This window comes from Nocardioides sp. LHG3406-4, assembly GCF_049897745.1.
Lineage (GTDB): Bacteria > Actinomycetota > Actinomycetes > Propionibacteriales > Nocardioidaceae > Nocardioides.
This window is the reverse complement of sequence record NZ_JAFCWV010000002.1, coordinates 1-16,313: the sequence shown is the minus strand read 5'-3', so window position 1 is coordinate 16,313 and position 16,313 is coordinate 1. Positions and strand designations below refer to the sequence as shown.

Sequence of the window (16,313 nt, the reverse complement as noted above, 5' to 3'; positions counted from 1 at the left end):
CCCAGATGGTGGCCATCGTGAGTGGCTCCGACCGCGAGTGCCAGACCGACGCGGGCAACAAGGGGTAGCTGGCTCAGGCCCGTCCGTTGCTTGGATTCCGAGGCTCGTCGCAGGTGAGTGAACACGACGAGCCCGTACCGCTGTAGCGAGAAGCAACCCAGCGGGCGATCTATCCGAGGATCAGGGCGATGAGTTCTGTCACTGGAACGGATCGGGAGCCACGACAGACCCCTACGAGAGTTGCGCCCGGGATGCTATTGGAGGATCACACTCTGGCGTGCCGAGTCGGTGCGTCTACGAAGGGTCGGAAAATGGACGCACGTCCTCGGTGGACAACACCCTGGCGGCGACAGCTCTCAGATCGGACCGGCGACGGCACCCAACGATCAGCCCGGCGAACGACGACGGTCGACTCCCTAGCGGGGAGTCGACCGTCGTCGGTCGAAACTACCTACGTGGGACACTCACTGCGGGACCGGTGTCGGTCCTCTGCAGGTAGTACGCGTTGCCGCCGTAGGACACCGACATCCTCCACTTGCCCCTCGCCAGCTTCGGCAGCCTGACGGTCGCTCGCCCGCGGACGAGGGTGGCGGTGGCGCGCTTGCTCACCCGACCCTGCCTCAGGGTGACGGTGACCCTGCCCGTCGCGCTTGTGAGCCCGTCGAGCGTGGCAACCCTGACCGTCGCCTTTCCGCGCTTCCCCGGCGTCGGCCTCTTGATGACCTTCGCCTCCACCGCCGAGCCCGCGACAGCGCGCTTGCCGACCAGGACCTCCACGACCTCGGTCACCGGGTCCACCTTGTCCGACCCGGAGTAGTCGACCGTGGCCGTGTACCTGCCCGGCCTCAGCGTTGCCGGCAGCCCGAACACCAGCGCACCAGCGCCGGCGGCCCGGGTCTGGGCCGGACCGACCCCGCGGACCGTCACCGTGCCCGGCACGGAGCCCAGAGCAGTCGGCACGGTGATCGCCACGCCGATCTGGCCCGCGGAGCCGTACGTCGTCGGCCGCACTGTGATCGAAGGCCTCACGCTCAGCCTCGCGACCGGGGCCAGTGACGCGGAGGTCGCCGTCACGCTGTCGACGCCCGTCTTCGCGGCGACCGAGCGGTAGCTGATCCGCTTACCGATCAGGTCGACCGTCACCACCACCTTGGTCGCCGTTTGTCCCTCGATCGGCACGCCGTCAGCCAGCCATTGCCCGGTGACATCGGTCGGACCCCCGGTGAAGACCGCCGGCATGGCGGTCAGCGTCGAACCCACTTCCGCAGCGCCGGTGATCTTCGGGTCCACGGAGATCCCCAGGGGGGTCTGCGGCGCAGACCCTTCGGCGGTCGTGAAGGTGAAGACGTCGGAGACCGACGAGTGACCGCCGGCATCCTTCGCCTCGGCGTACCACTGGTGCGTCGTGGCCGATTCGAGGTTGCGAACCGTCACCGCTGCCCTGGAACCGGACTCGACGTGGACAGGCTGTCCGAGCCGATCCTCACCAAACGTCGTGGCCACCAAGGCATCGGTCGAGATCTCGCGCGAGGCCAGCTCGATGTCCATCGGCACCGTGAAGTTCTCGGCGTTGGTGGTGCCGCTCCAATTCTCCGGGGCAACGAAGGTCTCCCCGTTGCCGGCGAAGTTGTTGCCCTCATTGCTGACCGAGAACGTCCGGTGGGTGGTCGTCTGGTTCGTGGCGTCCATGTCGAACGTGCGCATCCAGCCGTCACCGGCGAATCCGACGGCCTGCGAGTCCTGCATGACCTCGACGATGACGCGGTCCTGGCTGGGCCGCTTGATGTTCATCGCCACGCCCGGCGTGTGACCCGACAGGATCATCTTGACGCTGGGGTTGGGCAGCACGATCTTGTCAAAGATCTCCTGGCCCGGCGTCACATAGGCACCCCCGTTGAGCAGGTACTGGTGTGTGGCCAGGACGACGTTGTACGTCGGATGCGAGTCGATGACCTCGTTCGCCCAGTCGATCTCGTCCTGCGACAGCGACCAGTCGACGTACAGGAAGAGGTAGTCGGCGTCAGGAGTCGAGAACAGGTCGTAGTGCTGGACGTTGTCCTGGTTCGTCCCGCCGTACCAGGGGTTGTCCTTGAACCGGGCCTCACCGAAGAACTCTCGGTAGGTCTCGTACTGCCCACCGGCGATGTCGTGGTTGCCCGGCACAACGCCGTACGGGAAGTCAGCCTCGTCCCACAGCTTGTGCGACTTGCTGGCGTTCTGCCACTGGACGCGCTGGCTGGCGACGTTGACGATGTCACCGGTGTGGACGCCATAGGCGATGTCGTCGGTCTTCCAGTTGTCCAACGTCCACTGGAGCTGCTTGTCGTAGGTGGTGGCTTCCCGTTCGCTGTAGTTCTGCGTGTCGGTGACCCACGAGATCGTCGCGACATCATCGTCGTCGAGCACCACCTTCGGCTCGTCCTGGACCAGGACCTGCGCCACACCACCGCGGACAGTGTCGGCCCGTACAGCTGTCGCCGTCAGCGCCAGCGGCTCGCCGCCGGCCCCTTCTGCGAGCGGCTTCCAGGCGTTCGTGCTGTGATCCCACACCGACAACGCGGCGCGGTGACCGGTTGGGACGGAGCCGTTCCAGGCGATCGTGAACTCGTCGGCAGTGATCCCGGACGGCACCGCGACCTCGAACTGCTGGAACGGGTATGCCCGGTCCGCCGAGGTCGTCACGCTGTCACCGTCCACTGCGGAGAGCTTGTCCCCAGCGTCTACCGAGGCGCCCGCGTCGGCACCCGGCACTGCGACCTTGGTGGTGCCTTCCTTGACTGAGGTCGCAGCACCCTCGAAGGCCCGCTTGAAGGTGACGTCGAGCGCGTCGCCGGCCTGATCGCTGGCGGTCACTGAGAACTCGACCTGCGCGGGGTCGACGTTCGTCGCCCCGTCCGCCGGCCTCGGGTCACCGGCCTCATCCGGCGCGTTGCCGATGGTCGCGAAGGTAGCCGACACGTCGTTGGCGTTGCCCATGCTGTCGATGACGTGCGCGGTCAGCGTGTGCTCGCCCGCGCCGATCGAATCGATTTCGATCACATCGCCCTGGCTCACCTCGGTGCCGTCCAGGGTGAGCGTGAGCGTGTCCACCTCGTGCGGGTCGGCCGCGGCCACGTCGATGTCGAACGATCCCGTGTACCTACCGCCGTCGGACGGCTCGTTGAACGTCACCGTCGGTGCCGTGTTGTCCGAGACGACCGTCGCGGACACGCTGCCACCAGGGGTGGTCGAGGTGACCGTATGCTCCCCGTCGGCGGCGAGCGCGGTGTCCCAGCTGGCGACCAGAGCCGTCAGCTGACCGGGCGCGACCTCGATGGTGAAATCCCGGTAGTAGACCGGCGGGTTGGCCGTGCCCGCGGGGAAACCGTCGCCGATGAGGAGCTTGGCGCCGGGGTCAACGCTCGGGTCGCGCAGCGTCAGGCCGGTGCCGAGGAACTCGATGCGCGGGTCCCTGATGTCGAAGTCGTCGTTGTTCCTTGCTGTGTCGGCGGTCTCGACACCGCTACCCGTGGCAACGCGCAGCGTGTTCGCACCCTCGTGCAGCCCGTCGACCGGGATGTCGAGACGCATCGTGCCTGAGAAGTCGGCGCGCGGCGGGTTGAGCGACTGGCCGTTGAGCGTGATGTCCTGCTTGAAGCCGGTCTGCCAGCCGCCGACCTCGAAGACCGCGCTCGCCTGGTCATTGCGCACGGTCACCGGCAGCGAGGTGCCATCGACCGTGATGGAGACCCCGTCGGCCGACGGCGGGCCATCCGGCCGGATGACCCCGAGGTCGACCAGACCGGAGACGACATCGTCGTCGCTGACCGACAGCCGAGGCTCCCCTTCTGCACCCGGCTCCACCACAGTGAAGGACCGGGTGATCGTCTTCTGGCTGTCACCGTCGATCGCGACGATCTCGATGTTGTGCGCACCGAGCGCCAGACCCTCGATCGTGGCTGAGTAGTCACCGTTCACGGTGCCGAGAGAGACGGGGGCCGCGTCGTCGACGCGATAGGTCACCTCGGCACCCGAGGTGGTGCCCGCCAACTCGAGGGTCGAGCCCTCCACTCGCGCGCCGTTCTCCGGCTTCGTCACCGACAGCTGCAGCTGCGTGGGCGCCTCGATCGCGCCCACCTTGACGAGGGCGCCGGTCTGAGCGAGATGCTCGGCCTTCATCCAGTCGGCGCTGCGCGCGACGGTCGAGATTCGCATCTCGTCGATGGCCATCTTCACGCCGCCGGTCGCATTGTCGTAGCCGTCGACGATGAAGCGCGGCGGGGTGAGGCCGTCTCCGATGGTGCCGCTCACGGCGTAGGTGGCCATCTCCTCGCCGTCGAGGTAGGTGCGGATCATGCTGCCGTCGAACGTGGTCGCAAGCTCGTGCCAGGCACCCGCCGGCCATTCGGTGGACGCAAGCGCGTTGCCGTTGCTGGCGTTGACGCCGACGCTCGTGGTGCCGTCACCGACGACGAAACGTGGGAAGACCTTGCCCTGGTAGCAGACCAGCGAGTAAGTCTCACCGGGCTTCTTGCCTCCGCCGATGTCGCGGCCGGCGAGGACGCGGTAGCCCGTGTCCTCGGCGGTGCACTGACTCGGGTCGAGCCAGACCGACGTCGAGAAGGTGACGGCCGCGGTCGACGCGTGAGCCATCTCGGTGCCGAAGTCGATCGAGGTGTTGGCACCGGTGATCTGATAGGCCGGCGTACCGCTGCCGCTCTCGGCGCCGTATGACGCATTGGCGCCGATCGCGGTGCCGGTCCAGCCGTTTGCAGTCGCGTCGGCGAAGTCACCGCTCGCCGCGTTGAAGTGGTTGACCGTGATGTAGTCGGTGTCCCAGACGTCCGTCGCCGTGGTCGTGTTCTGCGGCGCACCGTCGAAGTAGAGCTCGATCTCCGAGGCCGTCGCGCCGACATTCGGCAGCTTGACCCACACCGAGGACCCGGTGGGCTCCCACTTCTCAACCTGATAGGACAGCGGCGTCGGGTCGCTGCCAGCAGTGAAGACCAGGTGGTCCGGGTCTGCGGCCGCGAAGTCGAGGTCGTCGTTGTCGAGCTTCACCAGGGCCGGGAAGCCCTCAAGTGAACCGGATAGCCCGGCTCCCTCGACCGTGAATGGCAGCCGCTGCTTGGCGTCTGGCACCAGCCAGTCCGCAGGCAGCTCCGGCTCACCCCCTTGAAAGGTCACCTCGTCGATGACCGCCATGGTGTCCGTGTCGCTGACAGCGGCCGCGACGGGAGGCACGTCGGCTCCAAGCTGGAGGCTGGTGAAGTCGAGGTAGATGTCGGAGCTGGACGTGCGCCCCTGGTGCAGCTCGACGGCGACCGTGTTGCTGCCACTCACAAACAGCGAGGCCGGCACCGTGAAGGTCGCGGGCTTCGGGACATCGGAGTTCGAGCCACCGTAGGACAGGTTGGCCGTGATTGTCTCGTCGTCGAAACCGGAGACGCGAACGCCGTTGACGTAGACGGTCGCGGCATCGTCGTACACGAGCGACGCCGACAGGCTGCTGACGTCGTCGAGCGCGCCCGCAGGGACGTCGACCTCGGTGCGGAAGAAGTAGGCCGGGATGTCAGTCGTTCCGGTGCTGTACTGGTTCAGCAGGGTGTTCGGCATGAAGCCGGAGACGGTGGCGAGAGCGCCCTCCCTGGCACCGAAGGAGCCCTCTGCCGTCTTCCAGCCTGAGTCGTCGAACCCGGGGTCCGTCCAGTCGGTGCGATGCGGCAGCTCGGCCGCCGGGTCGGACCCGTCGTCGAGATAGCTCCAGGTCGTTGCGTCGGTGCTGATCAGCAGTGCGGGCGCGGCGTCCGCCGGCGACGCAACAACCGCGAGGCCGCCTGTCGCCGCGATTCCTGCAACTGCACCAGCCAGCCTCCTGAGGAGGGCAGATGTCATCTCAGTTTTTCCTTTGGGTCGCATGTCCGAGTTCATGCGGAAGTCAAAACGTCTACTGGTACGAGGAAGGCGGCATCACATCAACAGGGCGAGGCTCGACAGTGAACAGTCGCGCTAGCGGCGTCGGATCGCCGGCGAAGGGAGACCTCGGTCACGATTCGCCCGCCGCCGGACAAGGAGCCACCACGTGCAGCCGGCGGCGGCGAGCGCCGCGCCGATTCCGCCGAGCTGGAGGACGGCGCTCCCCGCCCGCCCCCCACCAGTCGCCACAACGGTCCCCGGCTGCGTGGCCTTCGAGAACTGCCAGGTGAAGACCGGTGAGTCCTGCGAGTAGGCGTTGATGACGTCCCCCGGTCCGTACCCCATCGTCCGGTAGGCCGCGTTGATGTCCGTCAGGGTGTCGATGCGGACGTCGGCGCTGGTGACCGCGCTGCCGCAGTCGAAGTCGACCGTCGCTCCCTGCGCGATCACGTCGTCGACGTCCAGCAGCTTGCCCGTGCAGGCGGTGCCGTCGACCGTGACCGCTACGTGCTTGAGCAGGTACGTACCGAGCTCGGGGGCCTTCGCCAGCTTCACGCCGTCGGTCTCGTCCGACTCCTCGGGAACCATGACGCCGTCGTCGAAGACGAAGGTGCGCATCTGATCGAGCGCACCGAGGCTGATCGCGAGAGCCGTGACGTCGTCAGGGGATGCCTTCCAGTGGATTCGCACGCCGGTGTCCGTCGTCGTGATCTCGGCGGTCTGCGGAGCACCGAACGGATGAGCGAAGGCGGTCGTCGCAGGCCACCACAACAGACCTGCGGCCGCGGCACACGCCAGGAGTCGTCGTACAGCCCTCATGCCGGCGCAACCCGGGTGGCGAGCCTAGGGGCCCGTCGCGACTCGGCCATCCACACCACGACGGACTTGCCTCCGATCGCAAGAAGCCCGACCCGCCGATCACCGAGCGCTGCCGCACCGAACACGTCCATAGGATCCTTCCTCGTCTGCGCCGGCGGCACCTAACCCCATCGGAGCGTCAGCGAGGCATCGAACAGATGAACGCCAGGCGTGGTCGGTTGCCTCGCCCGATCCCGTCGGTGAGAAGGCCTCCGGCGGTCCTGCCCAGAGCTCAGGCACCTCGTCGGGGCTGAGACACGACATCGGAACCCTTACAGGGTGTCCCTATTGCGTTGACGAGTTGCGCGGTCACCGTGCGGCGCATGCCGTACCCAAGCGATCTGACCGATGAGCAGTGGAACCTGCTGGAGCCCGTGTTCAACGCGCCGGGAAAGCGAGGCCGCAGACATGCCGATGACCTGCGGACCGTCGTGGACGCGATGCAGTATGTCGCCCAGACCGGCTGCCAGTGGCGCTACCTCCCGGAGTCATTCGGACCATGGACCCGAGTCTGGTCGCAGTTCCGCCGCTGGTCACGCAACGGCACCTGGGCGCAGGCCCTGACGGTGCTCCACGCAGCCGCGCGCCGACGGGACGGAAGGACGGAGGAGACGCCCTCGCGTGGTCGTCATCGACACCCACCTGGCCCGCGGCGCCTCGAACGGTGGGTTCACGTTCCACGACCGAGGCGGCCCCTATGGGCGGACCAAGGGCGCGAAGCGTGTAGTCGCAGTCGACGTGACGGGCCTTCCCGTGGCTGCACTGGTCGTTCCTGCTTCCACGCACGAGCCACCGAGCCACCGAGCACATGACCCGGCAGGGGGGTCTGCTGCACGGATAGGTGACATCTTGACCTGCCCCACGGTTTGGGTTCCAGTCTCGGTGACTAACTGGCTGCGGTGATGGTGTCGGTCTCAGAGAGTAGTTCGTACTCGATCGGGGTGCGGTAGCCGAGCGCGGAGTGGCGTCGACGGCGGTTGTGGAAGATTTCGATGTACTCGAAGATCGCGTTCGCGAGCTCGACCCGGGTCTTCCATCGTCGGCGGTTGAGGAGCTCGATCTGCATGGAGGACCAGAAGCTCTCCATCATGGCGTTGTCCAGGCCGTCGCCAACGGTGCCGAAAGATGGCAGTAGTCCGGCGGAGCGGATCTTCTCGCCGAAGACCCAGGAGGTGAACTGGGTCCCGTGATCCGCGTGGACGATCCCGCCGGGCTCGGGTCGGCGATTGCGTATCGCCATGTCGAGGGCGTTGACCACGAGGGTGGCGTCCTGCTTGGAGTCGATGGACCAGCCCACGATGCGGCGGCTGTAGGCGTCGAGGACCGCGGCGCAGTAGATCCACCCTTCCCTCGTCCGGTGTTGGGTGATGTCGGTGACCCACAGCTCGTTGGGCCGGAGCCTGTGAAACTTCCGGTTCACCAGATCGTCGGCGGTGACCACGCCGCGCAGCCGCTTGACCCTGGTCGGTCCCCGGTAGGCCGTAGATGCCGGCCTGGTTCATGAGCAACCAGACGGTGCGTTCGCAGACGGTGATGCCCATCCCCATGGTGAGTTCGGCGTGCACCCGCCGGTACCCGTAGGTCCCGCGAGAGGCGACGTGAACCTCCCGGATCAGCCCGGTGAGCCATTGGCGGCGCAGCTGTGTCGGGGTGCTCGGGATCCGCTTCTGCTTGTAGTAGTTCTGCCGTGCCACTCCCAGGACCCGGCAGCAGCGATCGGCCGGAATCCCGGCGTCGACGAGCCGATCGATCACCGGGTAGAGCCTTTTGGGCGGGGCTTGTCCTCACCCAGGAACTTCGCCGCCTGACGGATGATCACCAGGTCGGTCTCGAGCTCGCGGATGCGTCGGCGAGCCGCCCGGAGCTCGGCTGACTCGGTGGTGGTGGTCCCGGGGACCTCGCCACGATCGATGCGGTCCTGTTTGACCCACTTGGAGAGCGTGACGGGGTGAATATCGAGCTCGTGAGCGGTCTGCTTCTGCGGTTTGCCTGCACGGACGAGCGCGATAGCTCGGGCGCGGAACTCAGGCGGGTAGGCACGGGGCACGGTGTTCAGCCTTCCGGTGAAGGCAGTCACTTAGCCACAGGAACTGGAACCTTTCTGGTGGGGCAGATCAAACTGTCACCCGTTCGTGCAGCAGACCCGGGCGTCACCGGGAGGCTCGAACTGGTCCTAGTGGACAGGGGGTGTTACCGCGGCTGCTGCCCAAGCAGTTGGCCGAGACCACGACGTCGAGGTCCGCCGGGTCGGGGGGCCGACAAGCAGCCAGTCTTCCGCCCCATCCGACACGCCTGGCGCGTCGAGGTCGCCCACGGCCGCCTTGGACGCTCCTGTCGGCTGGCGAAGTCGTTCGAGAACACCCTCGCGTCGGCAACAGGCTGGCTTCAGGTCGCCTGCATCGCCACGACACTGCGCCACCTGTCCCGTGAACGAGCGCACCGGCGTCCCATCGAGATCGCAGCCTGACCACCCGCTGTGGCGGTCGCGGGGTGGGACAGATGTCGACCTTCCTCCGCGTTCGAGCCCCGGTCGACCACCCGCACGCTGATCGCGAACGATGCGCGGCTCCTGAGCGAGATCGCCGTCAGGCGCCCCACGCAATGCACACCAACACGAAACTGGCGACTCACTGCGACACACTTGTGCTGACTCGGACAGGAACAGGTATGGACTCCACCACTTCGTCGCCGCGGGAGCGCGAACAGCGCTTCCGGGAGATCTTCGACCACCGAGGGTCGGCCTGACCAGGCTGGAAGAGCGAGCTCTCGATCGGTTGGCCGGTCCGGTTGGCCTTCTTCTCGGCCAGCGTCTGAAGGTCGTCGAGGCGACGGATGAAGAGTAGGTAGGTGATCTGCTCGATCACCTCGAGGGGTTCGCGATGCCACCTGACCAGAACGCGTTCCAGATGTTGTCGATCTTGCTCTTGAGCTCCCCGGTGATCACACCCCAACTCTAGGCGGCGCCTCCGACGACCGCGGACAGAGCACGAAAGCCGCCCCGACGGGTGTCGGAGCGGCTCTCGTTCAAGAGGGCTGGCTCCCAGCGGTGTGAGCCGCCGGGACCGGCGATTCTGCGAAGATCTCCGCGTTATTCTGCGAAGACCCCTCGGTGGAGCTGGCGGGAATCGAACCCGCGTCCTCGAGCGTCGAACCAGGTCTTCTCCGGGTGCAGTCCGTGTTGTCGCTTTTCTCGGCCCCGGCGCTCGCACAGACACGTCGCCGACAGGCCCAGCCAGGATTAAGTCCCGGTCACTCCTCCTGGCAGGAAGTGACCAGCAAGTCCTCTAGATGAGGCCTGGGTCCGGGACGAGGACGGATGCCCGGTCAGACCCTTCGATCACTGCTCAGGCAGCGAGAGCGAAGTCGTTGCGATTAGAGTTGGCAACTGTGTTTTCCAGCGATCGTTTACGAGATGACGCTGGCTTCTCGACCCGCTTCTCCTGGAACTAACGTCCCAAGTCGAAACCGATCAGCCCCTCTTGAGTTGTGTCGGTCAGTCTACGTGCTCAACGCCGCAGACCGTGCACGCATTCCTCGGTCAGCACGTTCCAGGGTCTCCAGCAGTCGCGTCTGCGGTGCTCCGGCGAGGGCTGGTGAGCTCTCGGGCACCGCCCACACGCGCTGTTTGAGGATGCCGAGAAAGCGTTCCGCCTGTGCGGCACTGTCGAAGTCCAGGTCGATGATCACGTAGTGCTCGTCGTCTACGGGTCGATGGATCCGATGGGCCAGTACGCCGGCGTCGTGGCGAATGTCGCCGAACCGGTCGAAGGCACCCTTCCAGGTGTCGTAGTCGGTGATCGGGTGCTCGATGCGGAGGGTCGTCATGCATCGACGCTAGGACCGGGTCAGCGACGCTGCCATCCCAGAGATCTGGGGACTACCGTCGCGGCATGGGCCGGTCGGATCCAGCGCACGCGGAGGAACGGGTCCGTCGGCTGTGCGCTTCGGTGGATGATGCCACCGCGCTGAGGGTCGGCGTCGTTGACGCGTTGCGTACGGCACTCCCCTTCCGGTGGTTCGTGTGGGTGCTCACCGATCCGGTCACCTCCGTCGGCTCCGCGCCGTACGCCGACGTGCCCGCCCTCGAGTCGCTGCCGGCCCTGGTGCGGGCGAAGTACCTGACGCGTGAGCACCGCTGGACCGACCTTCCGACCGCCGCGCGCCTCAGCGACCTGCCGCTGGGCGCTGCACCCGACTGGCGTGCAGGGGTCGGTCCCTACGCCTCCGACGTCGCGTCGGTCGCGCACGTCGACCGGCACGGGACCTGGGCGTTCCTCGACCTCTGGCGAGAGGACGGGACGTTCACCGACGAGCACCTCGGCTTGCTTCAACGGACTCGGGGTGCGATGACAACGGCCATCCGGAGGTGCCCCCGCCCATCAGGCGGCGCGACGGCCCGGGGGTGCTGCTCGTCGACGACGACCTGCGCGTCACGGGAGACACCGCGACGGCGGAGCGGTGGCTCGCCACCCTGCTGCCGCCATCGCCGGACCGCACGGCCGTCCCGGCGGTGGTCTTCAACGTCGCCGCCCAGCTGCTCGCCGTCGAGCGCGGCGTGGACGAGCATCCAGCTGCGGCGCGGGTGCACCTCGCGCACGGGCGCTGGATCACCGCTCGCGCTGCGCGTCTGCACGCCGCTGACGGGTCGGCACCCATCGCTGTGACGATGGACGAGACGACTCCCTTGGAACGCCTCGAGGTGTTCACACGTGCCTTTGGGCTCAGCCCCCGTGAGACCACGCTGGTCGGGCTGCTCGCCGGCGGCCTCGACACCAATGCGGTCGCTGACCGGCTGGGAGTCTCCCCCTTGACCGTGCAGGACCACCTGAAGTCGGTGTTCGACCGCACCGGCAGCCGCAACCGACGCTCTCTGCTGTCACGGGCTCTGGGCGTGGGGTCTTCCTAGAGCAACAGCCTGACCGCGTTGTCCCACAGCACCCCGCGCAGCCACTCGTCGCCGAGGTCGAGGCGCTCCAACGCGTCGAGCTGGGTGCCGTAGGGGTAGGGGATGTTCGGGAAGTCCGACCCGAGCAGCACCCTCTCCCCCAGGTCGCGCAGCCGCGGCAGCAGCTCGGTGGGGTACGGCGCTCCCAGACCGGCGAAGAAGTCGGTGAACGCCATCGTGGTGTCGAGGTGGACGCGCGGGTAGCGCTCGGCGAGCGTCATGAACTCGTCGTACTCCGGCGCCCCGGCGTGAGCCATGACCAGGCACAGGTCCGGGTGCCGCGCGAGCAGGGTCGCGACCCGGTCAGGGCCCGTGTACGCCGTGGCGACAGGCCCGCTGCCCGCGTGCAGGACCACCGGCGTACCGGCGTCTGCAACGTGGCCCCAGGCGCCGTCGAGCAGCGGATCGTTGACGTCGAAGCCGCCGACCTGCACGTGCACCTTCCACACCTCGACCCCGGTCTCGAGGCGCGCTGCGACGTAGTCAGCGACGCCTGGCTCAGGGAAGAAGGTGGCGCAGCGGAGGGCGCCGGTGGTGCGAGCGGCGAACGCGAAGGCCCAGTCGTTGAGGAACTCCGCCATCGCGGGCTTGTGTGCGTAGGGCAGGGCCGTGAAGTGCCGGACGCCGAACGAGCGCAGGGTCTCGACGAGCACCTCGTCGTCGTCCCGGTACTCCAGCGGCCACGGGCGACCGATGAGCGGGCCTGCGGCGTCGAACTGGGCACGCACCTTCGCCATCACGCGGGGCGGTAGGAAGTGCGTGTGGATGTCGAAGAGGCCGGGCAGACCCAGGCGCTCGACGATGGGCAGCGGCATCAGTCGGTGATGCCCTTGAGCCGACGCTGGACTGCCTGCTCCTTCTCACGGTTGGCCTGACGCTCGGCCAGCGAGTGCCGCTTGTCGTAGGACTTCTTGCCTCGCGCCAACGCGATCTCCACCTTGGCGCGGCCGTCCTTGAAGTACAGGCTCAACGGGACGATCGTGTAGCCCTTGTCGGTGATCTTGCGCTCGATCTTGGCGATCTCGGCACGGTTGAGCAGCAGCTTTCGCTTGCGCCGGGCGGAGTGGTTGGTCCAGGTGCCCTGGGAGTACTCCGGGATGTGCACCCCGTGCAGCCAGACCTCACCGTTGTCGACCTCACCGAAGCCGTCGACGAGGGACGCGCGGCCGGCCCGCAGCGACTTCACCTCGGTGCCGACCAGGACGAGCCCGGCCTCCCAGGTGTCCTCGATGTGGTAGTCGTGGCGCGCCTTCCTGTTTTGCGCGACCGACTTGGTCCCCTGCTCACGTGGCATGAGTCCAGTCTCTCAGGCGGTGCAATCGGGTTTGCGGCTGGTGAGGCGCGAGGACCGCCGCTGGTTGAGGTGCGAGCAGCGCCAGCGACGAAGCCTCGAGACAAGGCCCGTGTCAGAGCCAGTTGGCCGGGTCCACGGCCTTGCCGTTGGCCATCACCGTGAAGTGCAGGTGGCAGCCGGTCGACCAGCCGGTCGAGCCGACGTACCCGATGACCTCCCCGCGGTGCACCTGCTGGCCCTCGCCCACGGTGTATCGAACGGCGTGGTTGTAGATCGTGGCCAGGCCCACGCCCGCGACGGCCCCGTTGTCGATGATCATCCGGTTGCCGTAGACGGTGCTCCAGTACGACGAGATCACCTTGCCGTCGGCCGCGGCATAGAGGGGCGAGCCGCAGGCGGCGCCGAAGTCGGTGCCGTCATGCAGGCCGTAGTAGTGGTAGATCGGGTGGATGCGGTAGCCGAAGGGCGACGTGATGTGACCGTTGGCGGGCGGGCTGAGGTAGCCGCCGCTGCGCGCCGGCGGGCCCGACTGGGCATGGGCGCGGGCCGCGGCGGCGCGGGCTCGGCGCAGGGCGGCAGCCGCCCGCTTGCGCAGCAGCTCCTCGATCCTGCTGTCTTCCTTCTTGAGCTTCTTCAGCGCGCGCGCGTCGGCGGCGCGAGCGGCAGCGGCCTCCACCTCGGCCGTACGACGCTCGCCGACCAGGCCGACCACCGACTGCTCGGCTGCAGTCGCGTCGGCCTCGAGCTGCTGCATCGCGGTGAGGTGCTCGGCGGCCTCTTCGCGCTTGGCCGCCACCGCCTCCTTGGCGGCCTCGACCTGGTTCTCGCGCACGCCGAGGAGGACCTTGGCGGCCTGCAGCTCCTGGTAGGCACGGGTGTCGCGACCGACGATCGCGTTGCGGGCCTCGTTGGACCGCGTGAGGTCGGCTGCAGTCTGTGAGTCGAGCAGCGCGGCGAACGCGAGGAGGTCGGGGTCGCCCTGCTCGTAGATCGAGGAGATGGTGGACGCGACGTGGTCCTGCTGGGTGCGCATGTCGGTGCGCCCGGTCTCGAGATCGGCGCGCGCCTGGGTCAGGGCTGCCTCGGCGTCGGTCAGCTCGATCTGCATCTCGGCGTCGCGCTGCTGCGCGACCGCCACCTTGCCCTGGGCCGTGGCGAGTTCGACCCGAGCCGCGTCGAGCTGGACGCGGGCGTCCTTCAGCTTCTCCCGCGCCTTGGCCATCCGGTTGCTGGACTCGTCGAGGTCCCGCTGGGCGTGCTTGATGTCGCGCTCGACAGTCTTCTGGCGGTCCTTGAGGTCGTCTGCGTTCGCGAGGGGGGCACTCAGCACGCCGACGGCCAGCAACGCCGCGACGAGCGCGACGGACAGGCGACGACGAGCGGTACGGGGGAAGAGACGCACCGGTCTGCCTTCGTGTTCGGGGAAGTGAACGAGACCGACGGTAACGGAGTGCGGTCAGACTTTGAGGTATTTGCGCGTCAGCACGAGTGTCGGAAGCAAGGTGAGCACCGGACCGAGGATCGCGATCGTCGCCAGCGCCACGACGTACTGGTCCGCGCCGATCCAGGGGATGAACTTGAGCTGGTCGGTCGCGCGCTCGTGGATGCCGAAGTACATGAAGGCACCCAGGGCGCCCGCCGCCAGCGAGACGCCGATGAGTGCGGTGACCAGGGCTTCGAGCAGGAACGGCAGGGTGATGTACAGCGTTGAGGCACCCACCAGCCGCATGATGCCGATCTCCTTGCGGCGCGCGAAGGCCGCCAGCCGGATGGTGTTGGCGACCAGCAGCAGGGCAGCGATCACCAGCACGATCGAGGTGACGAACGCGCTCACCTGCAGGAGGTTGATGGCACCGTAGATCGGCTTCAGCGTCTCGCGCATGTCACGGATGCCGGAGACCCCGTCGAGGCCGCGGACCGCGCTCGTGATGCCGTCGTACTTCTCCGGGTCCTTCAGCTCGATCCACACCGACTCGGGCATGTCCTCCGCGGTCGCCGCAGGGTTGTTGCCCTCGAACTTCTCGGGCCCGAGGAGCTCCTTGACCTTCTCGAAGGCCTCTTCCTTCGTCTCCGTGTGGAAGCCCGCGACCTCGGGGTTCTCCTCCACGACCGAGGTGATGGCGGCGCGCTGGGCCTCGGTGACCTCCCCGGTGCAGGCGGGGTTGTCGTCCTGCGCCTTGCACAGCCAGACCGTGATCTGGAGCTGGCTGCCCCAGTGCTCGGCGGCCTTGGCGGCCTGCTGGTTGAGTAGCACGCCGAGGCCGACGAGGGTGAGCGACACGAAGAGGGTCAGGACCACCGCGATGTGCATGGACAGGTTGCGGCGCAGGCCCTGGCCGAGCTCGGAGAAGACGTAGCGAAGCTGCATGGGAAGGAGACTCTCGATTCAGTTCTGGAAGCCGTAGACGCCCTGGGCCTGGTCGCGGATGACCCGGCCGTCCTCGAGCTCGATGACCCGCTTGCGCATCTGGTCGACGATGCCGGCGTCGTGGGTGGCCATGAGCACGGTCGTGCCGGTGCGGTTGATGCGGTCGAGGAGCTTCATGATCCCGACCGACGTGGTCGGGTCGAGGTTGCCGGTGGGCTCGTCGGCGATGAGGATCTTGGGCCGGTTGACGAACGCGCGCGCGATCGCGACGCGCTGCTGCTCGCCACCCGACAGCTCGTCGGGCATCCGGTCGCCCTTGCCGTCGAGACCGACCATCTCGAGCGTCTCCGGCACCAGGTCGGCGATGTCGCCGCGCGAGCGGCCGATCACCTGCAGCGCGAAGGCGACGTTCTCGGTGACCGTCTTGTTGCCGAGCAGGCGAAAGTCCTGGAAGACCGTGCCGATGTCGCGTCGCAGGCGGGGCACCTTCCAGCTCGCCAGCCGGTTGATCTCCTTGCCGGCGACGTAGACGCGCCCGCTGGTGGGGCGGTACTCACGCAGCACGAGGCGCAGGAACGTGGACTTGCCAGACCCCGAGGAGCCGACCAGAAAGACGAACTCGCCCTTCTCGATGTCGGCCGTCACCTGGTCGAGGGCCGAGTGGGCGTGGCCGGGGTAGGTCTTGGTGACCTTCTCGAAGCGAATCACGTGAGCCGAGGTTACGCGAGCATCCTGAGGATTCCGGGATCCCCGTGGGCGTGGGGTCGCGCACCTCCCGTCTGCTCCGGGGCGTCGCCTCGTACAGCGCCGGCGCCGTCAGGTGCCGGTGGGCGCGGGTACGGCGTACCAGATGGTGCGGTGGCTCCAGTTCCCCGGTCCGCGGCGGATCCCTGAGCAGACCAGGATGGCCAGCCGGGACCGGCCGGTGGTGGAGTAGTAGTCCGCGGTGGTGT

The 16,313-nt window shown here is 67.6% G+C and carries 11 protein-coding genes, 1 other RNA gene and 1 pseudogene; 2 read left to right on the top strand and 11 right to left on the bottom strand.

The genetic code is table 11. The annotated features are described in order from the left end of the window. Nucleotides 1–447: 447 nt before the first annotated feature. Together ACP7BP_RS05885 and ACP7BP_RS05880 are read right to left on the bottom strand one after the other, a co-directional pair. Nucleotides 448–5,874 (bottom strand): LamG-like jellyroll fold domain-containing protein, encoded by a 5,427-nt coding sequence (locus ACP7BP_RS05885; RefSeq protein ID WP_426243421.1) that lies wholly within the window; start codon nucleotides 5,872–5,874, stop codon nucleotides 448–450. Between the two features lie 114 nt (nucleotides 5,875–5,988). Then, complete coding sequence (locus ACP7BP_RS05880) at nucleotides 5,989–6,585, bottom strand: hypothetical protein (RefSeq protein WP_426243419.1); 597 nt, start codon at nucleotides 6,583–6,585, stop codon at nucleotides 5,989–5,991. A gap of 491 nt (nucleotides 6,586–7,076) precedes the next feature. Between ACP7BP_RS05880 and ACP7BP_RS05875 the strand changes: the two genes are divergently transcribed. After that, nucleotides 7,077–7,565 carry a transposase gene (locus ACP7BP_RS05875; RefSeq protein ID WP_426243417.1) on the top strand — a complete coding sequence of 163 codons (489 nt, stop codon included), beginning with the start codon at nucleotides 7,077–7,079 and terminating at the stop codon, nucleotides 7,563–7,565. Between the two features lie 74 nt (nucleotides 7,566–7,639). On the opposite strand, the pseudogene ACP7BP_RS05870 reads toward ACP7BP_RS05875, so the two are convergent. From ACP7BP_RS05870 to ACP7BP_RS05855, 4 genes and pseudogenes are all read right to left on the bottom strand, one after another. Beyond that, a pseudogene (locus ACP7BP_RS05870) lies at nucleotides 7,640–8,800 on the bottom strand (IS3 family transposase). A gap of 580 nt (nucleotides 8,801–9,380) precedes the next feature. Next, nucleotides 9,381–9,617 carry a type I restriction-modification system subunit M N-terminal domain-containing protein gene (locus ACP7BP_RS05865; RefSeq protein ID WP_426243416.1) on the bottom strand — a complete coding sequence of 79 codons (237 nt, stop codon included), beginning with the start codon at nucleotides 9,615–9,617 and terminating at the stop codon, nucleotides 9,381–9,383. A 243-nt stretch (nucleotides 9,618–9,860) separates the two neighbouring features. Then, nucleotides 9,861–10,230: a transfer-messenger RNA gene (gene ssrA, locus ACP7BP_RS05860) on the bottom strand. A gap of 21 nt (nucleotides 10,231–10,251) precedes the next feature. Beyond that, nucleotides 10,252–10,578, bottom strand: a complete 327-nt coding sequence (locus ACP7BP_RS05855) for a hypothetical protein (protein WP_426243415.1) — start codon at nucleotides 10,576–10,578, stop codon at nucleotides 10,252–10,254. 541 nt (nucleotides 10,579–11,119) lie between these two features. Here ACP7BP_RS05855 and ACP7BP_RS05850 point away from each other — a divergent pair. Further along, complete coding sequence (locus ACP7BP_RS05850; protein ID WP_426243413.1) at nucleotides 11,120–11,659, top strand: helix-turn-helix transcriptional regulator; 540 nt, start codon at nucleotides 11,120–11,122, stop codon at nucleotides 11,657–11,659. Here the strand turns inward: ACP7BP_RS05850 and ACP7BP_RS05845 are convergent. The 5 genes from ACP7BP_RS05845 to ftsE form a co-directional block, all read right to left on the bottom strand. Next, nucleotides 11,656–12,513 carry an amidohydrolase family protein gene (locus ACP7BP_RS05845; RefSeq protein WP_426243411.1) on the bottom strand — a complete coding sequence of 286 codons (858 nt, stop codon included), beginning with the start codon at nucleotides 12,511–12,513 and terminating at the stop codon, nucleotides 11,656–11,658. The genes ACP7BP_RS05850 and ACP7BP_RS05845 overlap by 4 nt on opposite strands. Continuing rightward, on the bottom strand, nucleotides 12,513–12,992 hold the full coding sequence (gene smpB / locus ACP7BP_RS05840; protein ID WP_426243408.1) for an SsrA-binding protein SmpB: 480 nt from the start codon (nucleotides 12,990–12,992) through the stop codon (nucleotides 12,513–12,515). The genes ACP7BP_RS05845 and smpB overlap by 1 nt, the downstream gene beginning before the upstream one ends. A 112-nt stretch (nucleotides 12,993–13,104) precedes the next feature. Then, a complete protein-coding gene (locus ACP7BP_RS05835) occupies nucleotides 13,105–14,394 on the bottom strand; it encodes a peptidoglycan DD-metalloendopeptidase family protein (protein ID WP_426243406.1) in 1,290 nt (429 codons plus the stop codon). 54 nt (nucleotides 14,395–14,448) lie between these two features. Next, on the bottom strand, nucleotides 14,449–15,360 hold the full coding sequence (gene ftsX, locus ACP7BP_RS05830) for a permease-like cell division protein FtsX (RefSeq protein ID WP_426243404.1): 912 nt from the start codon (nucleotides 15,358–15,360) through the stop codon (nucleotides 14,449–14,451). An 18-nt stretch (nucleotides 15,361–15,378) separates the two neighbouring features. After that, nucleotides 15,379–16,068 (bottom strand): cell division ATP-binding protein FtsE, encoded by a 690-nt coding sequence (ftsE, locus tag ACP7BP_RS05825; protein WP_426243402.1) that lies wholly within the window; start codon nucleotides 16,066–16,068, stop codon nucleotides 15,379–15,381. Between the last annotated feature and the right edge of the window lie 245 nt (nucleotides 16,069–16,313).

Bases quoted from the DNA above. Each gene is read 5' to 3' on its own strand.
- ACP7BP_RS05855 (WP_426243415.1), bottom strand. From the start codon at position 10,578: ATGACGACCCTCCGCATCGAGCACCCGATCACCGACTACGACACCTGG.
- ACP7BP_RS05875 (WP_426243417.1), top strand. From the start codon at position 7,077: ATGCCGTACCCAAGCGATCTGACCGATGAGCAGTGGAACCTGCTGGAG.
- smpB (WP_426243408.1), bottom strand. From the start codon at position 12,992: ATGCCACGTGAGCAGGGGACCAAGTCGGTCGCGCAAAACAGGAAGGCG.
- ftsX (WP_426243404.1), bottom strand. From the start codon at position 15,360: ATGCAGCTTCGCTACGTCTTCTCCGAGCTCGGCCAGGGCCTGCGCCGC.
- ACP7BP_RS05885 (WP_426243421.1), bottom strand. From the start codon at position 5,874: ATGACATCTGCCCTCCTCAGGAGGCTGGCTGGTGCAGTTGCAGGAATC.
- ACP7BP_RS05845 (WP_426243411.1), bottom strand. From the start codon at position 12,513: ATGCCGCTGCCCATCGTCGAGCGCCTGGGTCTGCCCGGCCTCTTCGAC.